At 62.3% G+C, this 14,636-nt stretch carries 18 protein-coding genes; 12 read left to right on the forward strand and 6 right to left on the reverse strand.

The genetic code is table 11. The features are described 5' to 3' along the window. Positions 1-9 precede the first annotated feature (9 nt). The 3 genes from FJ942_RS03200 to FJ942_RS03210 all read left to right on the forward strand — a co-directional run bounded on the left by FJ942_RS03200 (position 10) and on the right by FJ942_RS03210 (position 2,419). Positions 10-1,341, forward strand: coding sequence for a dihydroorotase (locus tag FJ942_RS03200; RefSeq protein ID WP_140897202.1), 1,332 nt, complete (start codon positions 10-12; stop codon positions 1,339-1,341). A gap of 52 nt (positions 1,342-1,393) precedes the next feature. Next, positions 1,394-1,621: a hypothetical protein gene (locus tag FJ942_RS03205; RefSeq protein ID WP_140897203.1), complete on the forward strand. Its 228-nt coding sequence runs from the start codon at positions 1,394-1,396 to the stop codon at positions 1,619-1,621. Positions 1,622-1,687: 66 nt separating this feature from the next. Beyond that, positions 1,688-2,419, forward strand: coding sequence for a nucleotidyl transferase AbiEii/AbiGii toxin family protein (locus FJ942_RS03210; protein WP_140633375.1), 732 nt, complete (start codon positions 1,688-1,690; stop codon positions 2,417-2,419). A 19-nt stretch (positions 2,420-2,438) separates the two neighbouring features. On the opposite strand, the gene FJ942_RS03215 is transcribed toward FJ942_RS03210, so the two are convergent. The 4 genes from FJ942_RS03215 to FJ942_RS03230 form a co-directional block, all read right to left on the reverse strand. Further along, on the reverse strand, positions 2,439-3,233 hold the full coding sequence (locus FJ942_RS03215; protein ID WP_181169791.1) for a hypothetical protein: 795 nt from the start codon (positions 3,231-3,233) through the stop codon (positions 2,439-2,441). A 69-nt stretch (positions 3,234-3,302) separates the two neighbouring features. Beyond that, positions 3,303-3,560 (reverse strand): hypothetical protein, encoded by a 258-nt coding sequence (locus FJ942_RS03220; RefSeq protein ID WP_008874920.1) that lies wholly within the window; start codon positions 3,558-3,560, stop codon positions 3,303-3,305. A gap of 387 nt (positions 3,561-3,947) precedes the next feature. Continuing rightward, positions 3,948-4,322 (reverse strand): TIGR02301 family protein, encoded by a 375-nt coding sequence (locus FJ942_RS03225; protein ID WP_140494550.1) that lies wholly within the window; start codon positions 4,320-4,322, stop codon positions 3,948-3,950. A gap of 62 nt (positions 4,323-4,384) precedes the next feature. After that, positions 4,385-4,819, reverse strand: coding sequence for an NUDIX domain-containing protein (locus FJ942_RS03230; RefSeq protein WP_140494548.1), 435 nt, complete (start codon positions 4,817-4,819; stop codon positions 4,385-4,387). Between the two features lie 122 nt (positions 4,820-4,941). Between FJ942_RS03230 and FJ942_RS03235 the strand changes: the two genes are divergently transcribed. Then, a complete protein-coding gene (locus FJ942_RS03235) occupies positions 4,942-5,718 on the forward strand; it encodes an SOS response-associated peptidase (RefSeq protein WP_140897205.1) in 777 nt (258 codons plus the stop codon). A 65-nt stretch (positions 5,719-5,783) separates the two neighbouring features. On the opposite strand, the gene FJ942_RS03240 is transcribed toward FJ942_RS03235, so the two are convergent. Next, complete coding sequence (locus FJ942_RS03240; RefSeq protein WP_140494544.1) at positions 5,784-5,939, reverse strand: hypothetical protein; 156 nt, start codon at positions 5,937-5,939, stop codon at positions 5,784-5,786. A 416-nt stretch (positions 5,940-6,355) separates the two neighbouring features. Here FJ942_RS03240 and cysS point away from each other — a divergent pair, with 416 nt between their 5' ends. From cysS to rarD, 8 genes are all read left to right on the forward strand, one after another. After that, positions 6,356-7,804: a cysteine--tRNA ligase gene (gene cysS, locus FJ942_RS03245; protein WP_140897206.1), complete on the forward strand. Its 1,449-nt coding sequence runs from the start codon at positions 6,356-6,358 to the stop codon at positions 7,802-7,804. Positions 7,805-8,072: 268 nt separating this feature from the next. After that, positions 8,073-8,417: an endonuclease domain-containing protein gene (locus FJ942_RS03255; RefSeq protein ID WP_246679642.1), complete on the forward strand. Its 345-nt coding sequence runs from the start codon at positions 8,073-8,075 to the stop codon at positions 8,415-8,417. Continuing rightward, on the forward strand, positions 8,414-8,800 hold the full coding sequence (locus FJ942_RS03260) for a VOC family protein (RefSeq protein ID WP_140555781.1): 387 nt from the start codon (positions 8,414-8,416) through the stop codon (positions 8,798-8,800). The genes FJ942_RS03255 and FJ942_RS03260 overlap by 4 nt, the downstream gene beginning before the upstream one ends. Positions 8,801-8,806: 6 nt before the next feature. Continuing rightward, the gene (locus tag FJ942_RS03265; protein ID WP_140494536.1) at positions 8,807-9,298 is read left to right on the forward strand and encodes a GFA family protein; all 492 of its coding nucleotides are present in this window, start codon (positions 8,807-8,809) and stop codon (positions 9,296-9,298) included. Continuing rightward, positions 9,295-9,771: a GFA family protein gene (locus FJ942_RS03270; protein WP_140520673.1), complete on the forward strand. Its 477-nt coding sequence runs from the start codon at positions 9,295-9,297 to the stop codon at positions 9,769-9,771. Before FJ942_RS03265 ends, FJ942_RS03270 begins: the two co-directional genes overlap by 4 nt. After that, positions 9,768-10,727 (forward strand): prolyl aminopeptidase, encoded by a 960-nt coding sequence (gene pip / locus FJ942_RS03275; protein WP_140818858.1) that lies wholly within the window; start codon positions 9,768-9,770, stop codon positions 10,725-10,727. The genes FJ942_RS03270 and pip overlap by 4 nt, the downstream gene beginning before the upstream one ends. A 197-nt stretch (positions 10,728-10,924) precedes the next feature. Next, a complete protein-coding gene (cimA, locus tag FJ942_RS03285) occupies positions 10,925-12,541 on the forward strand; it encodes a citramalate synthase (protein ID WP_140897207.1) in 1,617 nt (538 codons plus the stop codon). An 83-nt stretch (positions 12,542-12,624) separates the two neighbouring features. Continuing rightward, positions 12,625-13,551 carry an EamA family transporter RarD gene (rarD, locus tag FJ942_RS03290; protein WP_140897208.1) on the forward strand — a complete coding sequence of 309 codons (927 nt, stop codon included), beginning with the start codon at positions 12,625-12,627 and terminating at the stop codon, positions 13,549-13,551. Here the strand turns inward: rarD and FJ942_RS03295 are convergent. Continuing rightward, complete coding sequence (locus FJ942_RS03295) at positions 13,529-14,527, reverse strand: transporter (protein ID WP_140494524.1); 999 nt, start codon at positions 14,525-14,527, stop codon at positions 13,529-13,531. The two genes, rarD and FJ942_RS03295, sit on opposite strands and share 23 nt — an antisense overlap. Between the last annotated feature and the right edge of the window lie 109 nt (positions 14,528-14,636).

Here is a 14,636-nt window from a genome sequence, read left to right on the forward strand (position 1 = left end):
TCGATCAGCATGGCCAACACCTACGACCTCATCCTGACAGGCGGCATGGTGGTCAACCATGACGGCGAGGGGCAACGCGATGTCGGCGTGAAGAATGGGCGCATCGCCGCCATCGGCGATCTGCGCCAGGCCTCGGCCGGCGAGACGATCGACTGCCGGGGCCTGCATATCCTTCCGGGCGTCGTCGACAGCCAGGTGCATTTCCGCGAGCCGGGACTGGAGCACAAGGAGGATCTGGAGACTGGATCTCGGGCGGCGGTGCTCGGTGGCGTCACCGCCGTGTTCGAAATGCCCAACACCAATCCATTGACCACCAGCGAAGAAACGCTTGCCGACAAGGTCCGACGCGGCACCGGCCGTATGCACTGCGACTTCGCCTTCTGGGTCGGCGGCACCCGCGACAACGCCAACGATGTCGCCGAGCTCGAGCGCCTGCCGGGCGCGGCCGGGATAAAGGTTTTCATGGGCTCGTCCACCGGCGACCTGCTGGTCGAGGACGATGAAGGCGTCGCCTCGATCCTCAGGAACACCCGCCGCCGCGCCGCTTTCCATTCGGAAGACGAGTTCCGGCTGCGCGAATGCCTTGGCGAGCGCATCGAGGGCGATCCTTCATCGCATCCGGTCTGGCGCGACGAGATCGCCGCCTTGCGCTGCACCGAGCGGCTGGTGCGCGTCGCGCGGGCCGCCCGTGCCCGCATCCACGTCCTGCACATCTCCACGGCCGAGGAGATATTGTTCCTCGAACAGCACAAGGATGTCGCCACCTGCGAGGCGACACCGCACCATTTGACACTGTCGGCGGACGACTACAAACGGCTCGGCACGCTGATCCAGATGAACCCGCCCGTCCGTGCCCCGCGCCATCGCGACGGCGTCTGGCACGGCATCGCGCAAGGCATTGTCGACGTACTCGGTTCCGACCATGCCCCGCACACATTGGCCGAAAAAGCAAAACCATATCCGGCATCGCCCTCGGGCATGACCGGCGTGCAGACGCTGGTGCCTATCATGCTCGACCATGTCAATGCCGGTCGGCTGACCTTGCAGCGCTTCGTCGATCTTTCAAGCCACGGCCCGCAGCGCATCTTCGGCATGGCCAGGAAAGGCCGTATCGCCGCCGGCTATGATGCCGATTTCACAATCGTCGACATGAAGCGGCGCGAGACCATCACCAATGCACAAGCCGGCTCGAAGGCCGGCTGGACGCCTTATGACGGCAAGGAAGTCACCGGCTGGCCGGTCGGCACTGTCATTCGAGGCCAGCGCATCATGTGGGAGGGCGAGATCGTGACGCCGGGCCAGGGCAGGGCAGTGGAGTTCTCCGAGGCGTTGCCCGCATAGCCATTTCACATCGTTGGATTTCTTAGGCACGATCCACTAAGTTGAGTGGGTTATGCGCACAGATATCACGCCAATGATTGTTCCCGCTGAGTTTCCGGAGCTCCAGGCACTCGTCTGGAGCCGCGATGCAACGCGCCCAATTCCTCCCGAGGAAGCTTTCGCCATCTACGAGCGCAACTGGCGGTTTGTCGATCAAGAGCGCCTTACAACATCTGAAAGGCTGCTTATCCAGAACCTGGCGGAAAAATTCGGCCAGGGCATTCTTTTGACCACTGGCTGAAGTTTCGTTTCCTTCCTGATTTCTCCGCAACTGGAATATTCACAAGAACATACGCGAGCGGAAATCATGAAGGAATTCAAGAAGCCCGAACACCGGATCATCGCTGAGGCTCTCGGCTTGATGGACCACCATCTCCTGACCGCGAACAAATGCTGGTTTGGGGGTGGGACGGCGATTGTCATGAAATTCGGCGAGTACCGACGATCCCTGGATGTTGATTTCCTGTGTGCCGATGCCGATGGTTATCGTGAATTGCGGACCCATGCGGTCCAACGAGGGATCAGGGCATTTTTCCCCGAACCCGTCGAAGCCGTCCGAGATTTCCAGATCGATCAGTATGGTTTGAGGACAATCGTAAGATTGCAGGGCCAACCGATCAAATTCGAAGTGATCCGCGAAGGGCGCATCCAACTTCAAGGTCATGTCGACAATGATCTAAAGGTGCCCGTCCTCGTTGCAGCGGACATGTTTGCCGAGAAGCTGCTGGCCAATGCCGATCGGTGTCAGGATCGCGCGACCGCATATCGCGATGCCATCGATCTTGGGATCTTGATTGGCATCTATGGACGCATCCCGGCGCAGGCTCGCGTCAAGGCGCAGACCGCCTACGGCCCTGATATCCAGAACAAGGTTGCCTGGGTCGCAAACAAGCTTCAGGACCAGGACGAGCTACGCAACGCTGCCGAAGTCCTGCAAATGAATCCCGACATGGCCACAAAGGCGATCTCGGCTCTTCGGGATGAAGCTATCCGCCTATGGCCCGATGCAGGCATTCGCCGAGACGATCCGCACGAATAGGCACTCGCGTGTCCGAGTTTCAATCCCCTGCGACGAAAAACGTCCATTGCCCAGCGGGCGTGATGCCGACGCGGTAGAAGATGTAGGCGCCGAACTGCTTCATGTCGTCGAAGTCGCTCGCGGTGACGATCTTGAACAGCTCGACCCGTTGCCTGGCGTCGAGCTTGTCCAAGGGTAGAGCGAAGAAATACGGCCAGACATAGAGCTCTTGTGGCGTCCCGGCATCGACATGGACATAGCCGGCATTGAGCACCTCCTCCAGTATGGCAAGAATCTCCTGGCCATCCTGGTCGCCGGAGAGCCCCTTGAGGAAGGTAATGGCGTCGCCATCTATGTCGGTCAGTGACAATTGGGTCATGCCGTCGCCCTTGCCGATCAAAGGCCTCAGTCTTTCGACGTCGCCGCTCTCGCAGGCTTCGATGATCAGGTCATGCATGCGCCGCACCGGTTCAGGCAGCTTGCCGAGGTCGTAGACGACCTCCGGCGTGGGCGCGTCGGGATCGACGCGCGGCCTGTTGGTGGCACCGTCGCCGTTCGGCGGGGTGACCGGCTCGGCCTTGTCCGGAGTGGTTGGCTGGCTGGTCGAAGATGGCGTTCCGACCGGATCGGGTATCGGCTCGGTGCTTCCCGGCGACGACACGTCGTCGTCCACCATCGGTTGGACCGGCGACGGGAATTCTTCGCGCTTGATCTCGCTCAGCGCATAAGCGGGGCTGCTTGGCAGACACGCAACCAAGGGAATTGCGGCACTGCACGCGGCGAAACAGATGCAAAGGACCAAGCCGCGCGGCTTGCCTGACATCGAAAAATCCACTGCCCGTTTCTCCCTGCTTCCGGGCATGATGCCCGAGCGGCATTTGCCGTCAAAGAACCGGACGTCGGTTCAGTGCCGCAGCCGTTCGGGTTCGAAGGCGCCAGCAATGACCTTTTCACGCATGCGGTCGAGCAGGGCAAGGGCCGATGTCTCGCCGTTGGCGCGCAGCATTTCGCCGAACGCGGTTTCAAGCGCCGCTTCGGCGATGATCTCGGGTTCTATGCCTGCCGAAAGACCTTCGGCCCAGGCCTCGCTGTGGCTCTCCACCGCGGTCAGGCGCTTTTCTTCCCTGACCAGCGCGTCGATGTCGTTGACACCATGTTCCATAAGCGATGTCCACCCTTGCAAGCAGCGATCCGTCGATGGATCAGGCTTGATCTGTTCCGTTTACACGCAGCCGCAAATAAGTCTTTGTAAATACGACATTTTTTTGATCGTTCTTTACAGGAGGCCGGTTGCGCTTGCGAAGCTGCATTCAATCCTGGTCAAACTTAGCCGATTAGGCGTGCCTGCGGGGTGAAAACCTTCAGTTTGAGTTAATTCCACATCCGCGCGCTAACGTTTCATTAACGCTGTTGCATAAGCGCAACAAAAGGATTGCACCATGACAGTTCTCGACACAAGCTGGATATGCCCGCAGTCGTCGCCAATGGACCGGATATCTGTTGATGAAGGCCGGATGCGCTCTTGCGAGGGCACTTTGGGCGATATGCGCTAGTTGCCGTAGCGCGAGGCGATGTCGCGCGACAGGGTCTCGCCTTCCTTCATGTAGCGGCCGATGGCTTCGGTCGCCGACGCGGTGCATTGCGTGTAGGTGCCGCCGAATGAGCGGTAGCCGCGATTGAAGCTGGCGATGAAGCGGGCGCGCCGTTGCGGATCCGGGTTCTCCGATTCGAGCAGCTTCTGCATCTCGCCGCGCCACTGGTCGCCCTTTTCGCCGCACAGATTGCGCAGGAAATGCAGCGACCCCAGAACCTCCGCCAGCCGCATCAGCCCCGGTTCGAAGGGTGCCTCGGCGCTGAACGCCGGTCGTGCCGCCACAGGGCTGACGGCAAGGCATGTCGCGAGAAGGAGAGGAAGGCAACGCATAAGTCAATCTGGCCAAACAATTTGCCGCCTGCAAGGCGATTGTGCCGGGCGAATTCCGGATTTCAGGGTCGCTCAGGGGTTTGCGACGGCCGTCCGAGCAGTTCCTCGGCGACCGCGAGCACCGAACCGGCAAGCGGCAGATCAGCCATTTCGGCCAGCGTGTAGAAGGCGGCGGTCTCGGCGTCGTCGCTGGCCACGGCCTCGCCGCCGGCATGGGCCGCACCGAATACCGTCAGCAGGTAATCGACCGGATGCCCGTCGAGCGTGCCGTCGATGAGGATTTCGCGCAGCCGTCGGTAGTTTTCGGCCTGCAATTGCGTCTCCTCCAGCAATTCGCGCCGTGCCGCCTGTTCCAGCGTCTCACCGGCTTCGACCTTGCCGCCCGGGAATGCATAGAACCCTTGCGAGGGTTGTCGCGCCCGCTTGACCAGAAGCACGGCGTCGCCGCGCACAACGGCGACCGAGACCGCGGGAATGACTTTTCGCACTTCGTCCATGGATATCCGATCGCCTTGATTTACGGCAGCCTGTTGTGGACCGGCCGACGCCGGACAGCTTTAACGGTTGCAGTGCTGCTGTTCCATCGCCACTTTCGAACCGGACATCAGGACCAATAGACATGTGCGGACGTTTTGCCTTGACCGCGACACCGGACCAGACAGCCGCTTTCCTCGGGCTGGCGGAGGTGGAGCAGTTTCCTACGCGCTACAATATAGCGCCGACGCAGCCGGTGCTGATGGCGATCTCAGGCCCGCCGCGGGCGCCGGGTTCCAACCTGCCGGACCGCCGGCCGATGCTGGTGCGCTGGGGCCTGATCCCCGCCTGGGTAAAGGATGTCAGCGAATTTCCGCTGCTGTTCAACGCACGCTCCGAAGGCGTAATCGAAAAGGCCTCGTTCAAAGCCGCCATGCGCCATCGCCGGGCGCTGGTGCCGGCATCCGGCTTTTACGAATGGCGCCAGGCGCGGCCCGGAGAGGCGGGCGGCAGGAAGGGGCAGCCTTACTGGATCAGGCCGCGGCATGGCGGGTTGGTCGCCTTTGCCGGGCTGATTGAGACCTATGCCGAACCGGGCGGCTCGGAGTTGGATACCGGCGCCATTCTGACGGTCGAGGCCAATGCCGACATCGCGCATATCCATGACCGCATGCCCGTGGTGATCGCACCTGAAGACTTCACCCGCTGGCTCGATTGCCGAGGACTTGAGCCGCGCGACGTCGCCGACCTGTTGCGGCCGGCGCAGCGCGACTTCTTCGAAGCAATTCCGGTCTCCGACCTCGTCAACAAGGTCGCCAACACCGGGCCGGAGATTCAGGAGAAGGGGGAGATCGGGCCCGAGCCCGAGAAGGTCAGGCGCCGGAAACCCGGCGCGGACGACAGTCAGATGACGTTGTTTTAGCAGGAACTCTGTTCGAGGTGCGGTTTGGCGCCTCGTTCGGACCCTTGGGCCGATTGCGCACTGCTTCAGGCAGCGCGGGGCGATACGATTTTCTGCACCGGCTTTTTCTTCTTCGCGGTGTGGAGCAGGGCGGCGACGATCGCGGCCGGGCCGATTGCGCGATAATGGTTTGCCAGCGCTGGTTGCTTGGCGCGGTTGGCTTCCTGCTTGCTTCGAGGCATGTGTCTCTTCCCAGATAACGTTTCCGTGTCTGCGTTTGGCGGCCGAATCCGACCAAATCGTGACGCAGGTTGATCTAGCCGGCGTATGTTTCATCACTGTGCCGACATGTTTAATAAAATGTTTCAGTGGCTGATTCCGTGTGATCGGGCGACGCATTTGCCAGTTCTGGCGTCGTTTTTCTCGGGATAAGCGACTTGACGGCAACACTGGCCAAGGCGATAAAGCCGCCTATGAAAACGTCTTTCGCCATTTGTGGCATTTGCATTATTGGCTAGCTTCGCGCTGGTCCGGACGTTTTCGCCTCATCTTCCCCTAGATTGGACAAACGCCCCGGCCAGCAGGCTGGAGTCCGTTTTGCGCCTCGGCGCGGAGCTGGCTTCATCCAGGCAAAAGTTCTGAACCGGAAAGGCATGGAATGTCTGACGCACCGAAGGGCCTGCGCCTCTACAACACGCTGACGCGCGCGAAGCAGGATTTCGTCCCGATCGACGCGCTGAACGTGCGCATGTATGTCTGCGGTCCGACCGTCTACGATTTCGCCCATATCGGCAATGCCAGGCCCGTAATCGTCTTCGACGTGCTGTTCCGGCTGCTGCGCCATCTCTATGGCGAGACGTACGTCACCTATGTGCGCAACATCACGGATGTCGACGACAAGATCAATGCACGCGCACTGCGCGATTTCGGCAGCGAGATATCAGCCGGCAGACTGTCGCTTAACGAGGCGATAAGGCGGGTGACGGAGAAGACCGCGGGCCAATTCCACAAGGACGTCGCGACGCTCGGCTGCCTGGAGCCAACAGTCGAGCCGCGCGCCACCGAGTTCGTCGAGCCCCGTGCCGACGGCAAGGCAGACATGATCACCTTGATTCAAAGCCTGATCAAACGCGGCCATGCCTATGTTGCCGCAGGCGAAGTGCTGTTCGACACCGCTTCGATGCCCGACTACGGCCAGTTGTCGAAGCGAAATCTCGACGAGCAGCAGGCCGGTGCTCGCGTTGCAGTCGACGCGCACAAGAAGAATCCTGGCGACTTCGTGCTGTGGAAGTTGTCGTCCCCGGAGGAGCCGGGCTGGCAGAGCCCATGGGGCAGGGGCCGGCCGGGCTGGCACATCGAATGCTCGGCCATGTCCGCCGCCTATCTGGGCGAGGTCTTCGATATTCATGGCGGCGGTCTCGACCTGATCTTCCCGCACCACGAGAACGAGATCGCCCAGTCACGCTGCGCGCACGGCACCGATGTGATGGCCAACATCTGGATGCACAACGGCTTCCTGCAGGTCGAAGGGCAGAAGATGTCGAAGAGCCTCGGCAATTTTTACTCGATCAACGAGCTGCTGGAGACCGAAACGTTCGGCGGCCGCAAATGGCCCGGCGAGGTGCTCAGGCTGGCTATGCTGATGACCCATTATCGCGAACCGATCGACTTTTCCGTGCGCAAGCTCGAGGAAGCGGAGAACACGCTGCGCAAGTGGAAACGCGCGGCCGATCTGGCGCCGGCGGTCGGGCAATTGCCGGCCGAGGTCGTGCAGGCGTTGTCGGATGATCTCGCCACCTACGCCGCCTTCCAGGTTTTGACCCAGTTGGCCGGCGAGGCGGTCGACTTCAGCGGCGATGGCGAAAACGCCGCAGCGGCCTCGCTGAAGGGTGCGCTTGCCTTCCTGGGTTTCGATGTCGGGGCGGCCAAGGTCGACGAGGCCGCGGTCGCCAAGGCGATCGCCAGGCGCCTGGAATTGATCGCCGCCAAGAACTGGGTCGAAGCCGACCGCATCCGCGACGAGTTGTTGGCGCAAGGCGTGCAGTTGAAGGACGGCAAGGACCCGGTCACGGGCGCGCGTGTGACAACGTGGGAGGTGAAGCGGTGAGGGCGACTGTTCTTGTGGCGGGAATGGAGAGGTTGGCGCGAAGCACCCCCCTCTGTCCTGCCGGACATCTCCCCCTCAAGGGGGGAGATTGGATATCACCGAGGCTTTCGCCAATCGCTGACGTTGGAGGTTGGGCACCGTCAGCGAAACTGCCGATCTCCCCCCTTGAGGGGGAGATGTCCGGCAGGACAGAGGGGGGCGCCTCGCCGTGATCCATTATCGTGTGTCTCCTGTCAATCGAGGCAATGCGCGCAAGATGCGCAAGGCTATGACCGACGCCGAACTGAAGCTTTGGAATGAGATACGCGCACACCGACTCATGGGGCTGGCGTTTCGACGTCAAATGCCAATAGCGGGCTACATCGTCGATTTTGCTTGCCCTAACAGGAAGCTGATCGTTGAGCTGGATGGTTCTCAGCACGCCTCTCATGAGGTCTCGGCGTCTGACACCGCGCGAACAGCCAAGCTCACAGCGCTCGGCTGGACCACCCTGCGCTTCTGGAACGATGACGTGATCCGCGATATCGACAATGTCTGTCAGCATATCGTGATTGCGGCCGGCCTGGCTGGCGCGGAAGTGCCGGAACCAGCAACGGAGGAGTTCGTTCCATGATCGACCATCTCGGCATCGACGTTGCTGACTTTGACGCTTCGAAGGCTTTCTATGACAAGGCGATGGCGCCGCTTGGGGCCTCGCTGCTCTATATGGTGCCGCTGGAATACACCGGCGGCGCCAAGGTCGGTGGCTACGGCCGCGATCGGCCGGTGTTCTGGCTCCAGGAAGGCAAGGAGGGGCAAAAGGCCCGCCAGCACGTTGCCTTCACCGCGCGCAGCCGCGCCGAGGTTGATGCTTTCCATGCTGCCGCTCTCGCCGCCGGCGGCAAGGACAATGGCGGGCCGGGCCTGCGCCCGCACTATCATGCGGACTACTATGGCGCCTTCGTCTTCGATCCCGACGGCAACAATGTCGAGGCCGTCTGCCATGATGCGGAGTGACCTGCCATGAGCCTCGACAACCGGCCGATCTACACCGGCGGCTGCCAGTGCGGCGCCGTGCGCTTTCGCGTCGAGGGCGCACTCGGCGATGCCTCGGTCTGCCATTGCCGCATGTGCCAGAAGGCGAGCGGCAATTTCTACCTTCCGCTGGTCTCGGTGCGCGGCGCCAAGGTGGACTGGACGCGCGGCGAGCCCAAGCGCTTCCGCTCGTCGAACGCTGCCTGGCGTGGGTTCTGCGCCGAATGCGGAACGCCGCTGACTTTCGAGGCGCCGGACGGCATGGCGCTGGCGATTGCCGCCTTCGACGCTCCGGCTGATATCGCGCCGACCATCCAGTGGGGCACCGAGGCAAAGCTGCCTTACGTGGATTCCATTCCAGAATTGCCGGGCGAGGATACGATGGCGGATATGGGTTCGGCCCCCTATCTGGCAGAGCTTGTTTCCTACCAGCATCCCGACCACGACACCGAGCAATGGCCGCCGGAGAAAACATCATGAGCGAGACCATTCGAACCGGCGGCTGCCAGTGCGGCGCCGTGCGCTTCCGCATCAAGGGCAAGCTTGGACGCCCGTCCATCTGCCACTGTCGCATGTGCCAGAAACAGTTCGGTTCCTTTTTCGGCGCCCTGGTGACAGCGCCGAAGGACGGCGTCGAATGGACACGTGAGGAGCCGAGCTATTTCCAGTCCTCGGTCAACATCGATCGCGGTTTCTGCGCCCGCTGCGGCACGCCGCTGACCTACCGCCAGCCCGGCGGCTTGGAGATCGCCATCGGCGCCTTCGACGATCGCTCCGACCTGGCGCCGCAGATCCAGGTCAATTACGCCGGGCGGCTGCCTTGGGTGGAGACGATCTTCGACCAGCCCGTCCACCAGGATCCAGACTATTATGCTAGGCAGGAGGAGATCATCTCCTTCCAGCATCCCGACCATGAAACGACGGACTGGCCGTCCAAAGGTTTGCAACTATGAGCTCTGAACTGCGCACGCTTTATCCCGAGATCGAAGCTTTCGAGAGCGGTATGCTCGACGTCGGCGACGGCCACCAGGTCTATTGGGAACGCTCCGGCACCAAAGGCGCCAAACCGGCGGTGTTCCTGCATGGCGGGCCGGGCGGAACCATCTCGCCAAAGCATCGGCGGCTGTTCGATCCCGATCTCTACGACGTCATCCTGTTCGACCAGCGCGGTTGCGGCAAGTCGACACCGAATGCCTCGCTGGAGGCCAACACCACATGGCACCTGGTCGCCGATATCGAGCGCCTGCGCGAAATGGCCGGCTTCGACAAATGGCTGGTCTTCGGCGGTTCCTGGGGTTCGACGCTGGCGCTCGCCTATGCCGAGACGCACCCGCAACGCGTCAGTGAGCTCGTCGTACGGGGCATATATACGCTGACCCGCCCCGAACTCGAATGGTACTATCAGTTCGGCGTCTCCGAGATGTTTCCCGACAAGTGGGAGCGCTTCCTGGCGCCGATCCCCGAGGCCGAGCGCGGCGACATGATGGCCGCCTATCGCAAGCGGCTGGTGGGGTCCGACAGAAACGCGCAGATCGAGGCGGCCCGCGCCTGGAGCCTGTGGGAAGGCGAGACGATCACGCTTTTGCCCGAGCCGGAGACCAGCGGACCGTTTGGTGAGGACGACTACGCCGTCGCCTTCGCCCGCATAGAGAACCACTACTTCGTCCATGCCGGTTGGCTGGAGGAGGGACAGTTGCTGCGCGATGCCTGGAAGTTGAAGGACATTCCCGGCACCATCGTCCACGGCCGCTACGACATGCCGTGCCCGGCACGCTACGCCTGGGCGCTGCACAAGGCCTGGCCGAAGGCGGATTTTCACCTGATCGAGGGTGCCGGCCATGCCTATTCCGAGCCAGGGATATTGGACCGGCTGATCCGGGCGACGGATCGGTTTGTGGGGAAGAATTAGTCTATGTACGGCGTTCCGTCACACCTCCCTCTGTCCTGCCGGACATCTCCCCCGCAAGCGGGGAGATTGGATGTCGCTTTCGCTTTCGCCAATCGCCGACGTTGCCGTATCAGCGCTGTCGGCAAAGCTGCTGATCTCCCCCCTTGCGGGGGAGATGGCCGGCAGGCCAGAGGGGGGTGCTCAAGCGCCTTGCCATCATGAAAAAACAAAGATTGTTTCTCTTCGACACAACCCTCCGCGATGGCCAGCAGACGCCCGGTGTCGACTTCTCGGTCGAGGACAAGATCGCTATCGCCAAGTTGCTCGACGAGTTCGGTCTCGACTATGTCGAGGGCGGTTACCCCGGCGCCAACCCGACCGACACGGCCTTCTTTAGGGAAAAGCGCACCGCGCAGGCAAAGTTCGTCGCCTTCGGCATGACCAAGCGGGCGGGGGTGTCGGCTTCCAACGATCCTGGGCTTGCCGCACTCGTCCAGTCGCGGTCGGACGCCATCTGCTTTGTCGCCAAGAGCTGGGACTATCATGTCCGTGTGGCGCTCGGCTGCACCAATGAGGAGAATCTGGAGTCCATCAAGGCCTCGGTGGAAGCCGCCATTGCCGCGGGGAAGGAGGCGATGGTCGATTGCGAGCATTTCTTCGACGGGTTCAAGGCCAATTCGGATTATGCGCTGGCGTGCGCCAAGACCGCTTATGATGCCGGCGCGCGCTGGGTGGTGCTGTGCGACACCAATGGCGGCACGCAGCCCTCGGAACTACGCGCAACCGTCGAAAGGGTCGTCGCCGCGGGCATTCCCGGCGACCATCTCGGCATCCATGCCCATGATGACACCGGCCAGGCGGTGGCGAATTCGCTGGCCGCGGTCGAAGCGGGCGTGCGCCAGATCCAGGGCACGCTGAACGGCATTGGCGAACGCTGCGGCAACGCCAATCTGATCTCCATCGTGCCGACGCTGGCGTTGAAGCCGGCCTTCGCCGACCGTTTCGAGACGGGGATTTCCGCCGAGGCGCTTACCGGCATTTCGCGCTTGTCGCGCGCTTTCGACGAACTCTTGAACCGCGCTCCGGAGGCGCAGGCGCCCTATGTCGGCGCTTCCGCCTTCGCCACCAAGGCCGGCATCCACGCTTCGGCGCTCGCCAAGGAACCTGCGACCTACGAGCATGTGCCGCCGGAAGCGGTTGGCAACCGCCGCCGCGTCATGGTTTCCGACCAGGGCGGCAAGGCCAATTTCCTGGCCGAGCTGAAGCGGCGCGGCATCGATGTGCCGAAGGACGATCACCGGCTCGACGCATTGATATCGGTGGTCAAGGAGCGTGAGGCCTCCGGCTATGCCTATGAGGGCGCCGACGCCTCCTTCGAGCTTCTGGCGCGCAAGATGCTGCACGGCTTGCCCGAGTTCTTCCACGTCACATCGTTCCGCTGCATGATCGAACGCCGCTTCGATGCCAATGGCCAGTTGAAGACGGTGTCGGAAGCGGTGGTCAAGGTGCTGGTCGAGGGCGAGGAGAAGATGTCGGTGGCCGAGGGGCACGGCCCCGTCAACGCGCTCGACATAGCGCTGCGCAAGGATCTCGGCAAATACCAGGGCGAAATCGCCGATCTGGAACTCGCCGACTTCAAGGTGCGTATCCTCAATGGCGGCACCGAGGCGATCACTCGCGTTCTGATCGAATCGCATGATGCGACCGGTGCCCGCTGGTGGACGGTCGGCGTTTCCGAAAACATCATCGACGCCTCGTTCCAGGCGCTGATGGATTCCATCATCTACAAGCTGATGAAGAACCGGGACATGGCGGGTCTGGTGGCGGCGGAGTAAGTTTGAACCATCAGCGAAAGTCCATTGATCCATCAGAACTTTGCGATGGTCTTGCCAAGGTTACTGGGCCATAGCGTTGGGCCATGGCCGCTGAAGCAATTACCCAGGACGCAGTTTCAAAAGCCCGCCGCGGCTTCCTGCTGGCGCTGGCTGCCTATTTCTTGTGGGGTTTGCTGCCTTTCTACATGAAAGCGGTTGCGCACCTGCCGCTTGCCGAGGTGATTGCCCACCGCATCGTCTGGTCGGTGCCGATCGCCGCCGCGGTTCTGGTCTGGGCCGGCCGCACGGCGGATTTCAAGGCGGCAATCCGTTCGCCCCGCACGATCGCCATGGCGGCGCTGACGGCGGCGCTGATCTCGGTCAATTGGGGCGTCTACGTCTGGGCGATCGCCGTCGACCGCACCGTAGAAACCGCCCTTGGCTATTACATCAATCCCCTGGTCAGCGTCGTGGTCGGCGCCCTGCTGCTCGGCGAGCGGCTCGATCGGCTGCAGATCGCGGCCGTGGTGCTTGCGGCGATCGCGGTCGCCGTGCTGACGATCGAGGCTGGCAAGTTGCCATGGGTATCGCTGGCGCTGGCCTTTTCCTTCGCCGCCTACGGTTTTTTCCGCAAGACGCTGCCGATCGGCCCCAGCCAGGGTTTTCTGCTCGAAGTGCTTCTGTTGTCGGTGCCGGCCTTGGGTTATATCGCCTGGCTGATCGCCACCGGACAGGACCATTTCGTTTCCGGCAACGGCGTCGATGCAGCGTTGCTGGCCGGTTGCGGGCCGGTGACCGCGGTGCCGCTGCTGCTGTTCGCATTCGGCGCCAGGCTTTTGCGTCTCTCCACCATAGGCATCATGCAATATATTGCGCCGACCATTGTGTTCCTGATCGCCGTGCTGATCTTCAAAGAGCCGTTCGACACCACCCAGGCTGTCGCCTTTGCCCTGATCTGGGCGGCGCTGGCCATGTATTCCTGGTCGATGCTGGCGACGGCGCGCCGGGCTACATCTGCCCGAGCCGCCTGACGAAGAGATAGGTCGCTCCGGCGATCAGCATCGAAACGGCAGTCACCACCCAGAAGCCTATCGGCGTGTTGACCAGCGGCAAGCCGCCGACATTCATGCCGAACAGGCCCGAGATGATCGTCATTGGCAACAGCACCGCGGTCATCACCGACAGCACGTAGAGCAGCCGGTTCGACTGCGTCGTCAGCTTGGCCATCAGCTCGTCCTGCAACAGCCTGGCGCGCGCCTGCAACTGCTCGCCATCATAGTGCAGCGTCTGCGCGCGGTGCGAAAGCCGTGCTGCCATGTCGTTGATCGAATCGGGCAGGTCGTTGCGGTGCGAATGGTCGAGATGGCGAAACAGATTGGTCAGGGTCGCCATCTGCCGGTGAATCACCACCAGGTGCCGGCGCGCATCGACGAGCGCCTGCCGCTCATTGTGCCATGCGTCGCAGACGATGCGGTCCTCGATGCCGTCGAGACTGTCGCCAAGTGCAGCGAGTTCCACCGCCATGCCGTCGAACGACTGGCCCACGACCGCCTCGATCAGCTCGGCCGGCGAGCGAAACTTGCGCGAGCCGTTCTCGATCGCCTTGCGGATATTGTCGACCGACTGCAAGGGCTGCTTGCGGGCGCCGACCAGCATGGTGTCGTTGAGGGCGAAACGGAAATGGCCGAGCCCGCCGGCTTCCGCCGAATAGTCGTGACGCAGGTCCGGCAGGTCGCCGTAGAGCCAGTCATCCTCGAGGTCGATGTGGCAGCCATGGCTGGCGGACAGGAAGGCCTCGCGCACTGGCGCCGGCAGGGCCTGTTCGGCGGCGATCTCGTGGCGTGCGCGCATGTCGGAAAGCTGGTAGCTGCGCCACGTCCATTGCGCGCCGGCGGCATCCTTGGTGCGCAGGCCGTCGGCGGTGAAATGATAGATGAAGAACAGCCCATGCTCGTCTGGCAGGTAGGGCGACAGGTCGGCGCCTTCCGGGGCGAGAGCAGTATCCATGGTGTGGTGCCGGATGCATATTTCGAGCATCGCACCGCTTGGCGGCGCGTGATTGCAACATCTAGCATGGGCGGCGGGGTTTCGTGTGACGGTTCCTTGACAGCCGATC

This window comes from Mesorhizobium sp. B2-4-2 (genome assembly GCF_006442845.1).
Classification (GTDB): Bacteria; Pseudomonadota; Alphaproteobacteria; order Rhizobiales; family Rhizobiaceae; genus Mesorhizobium.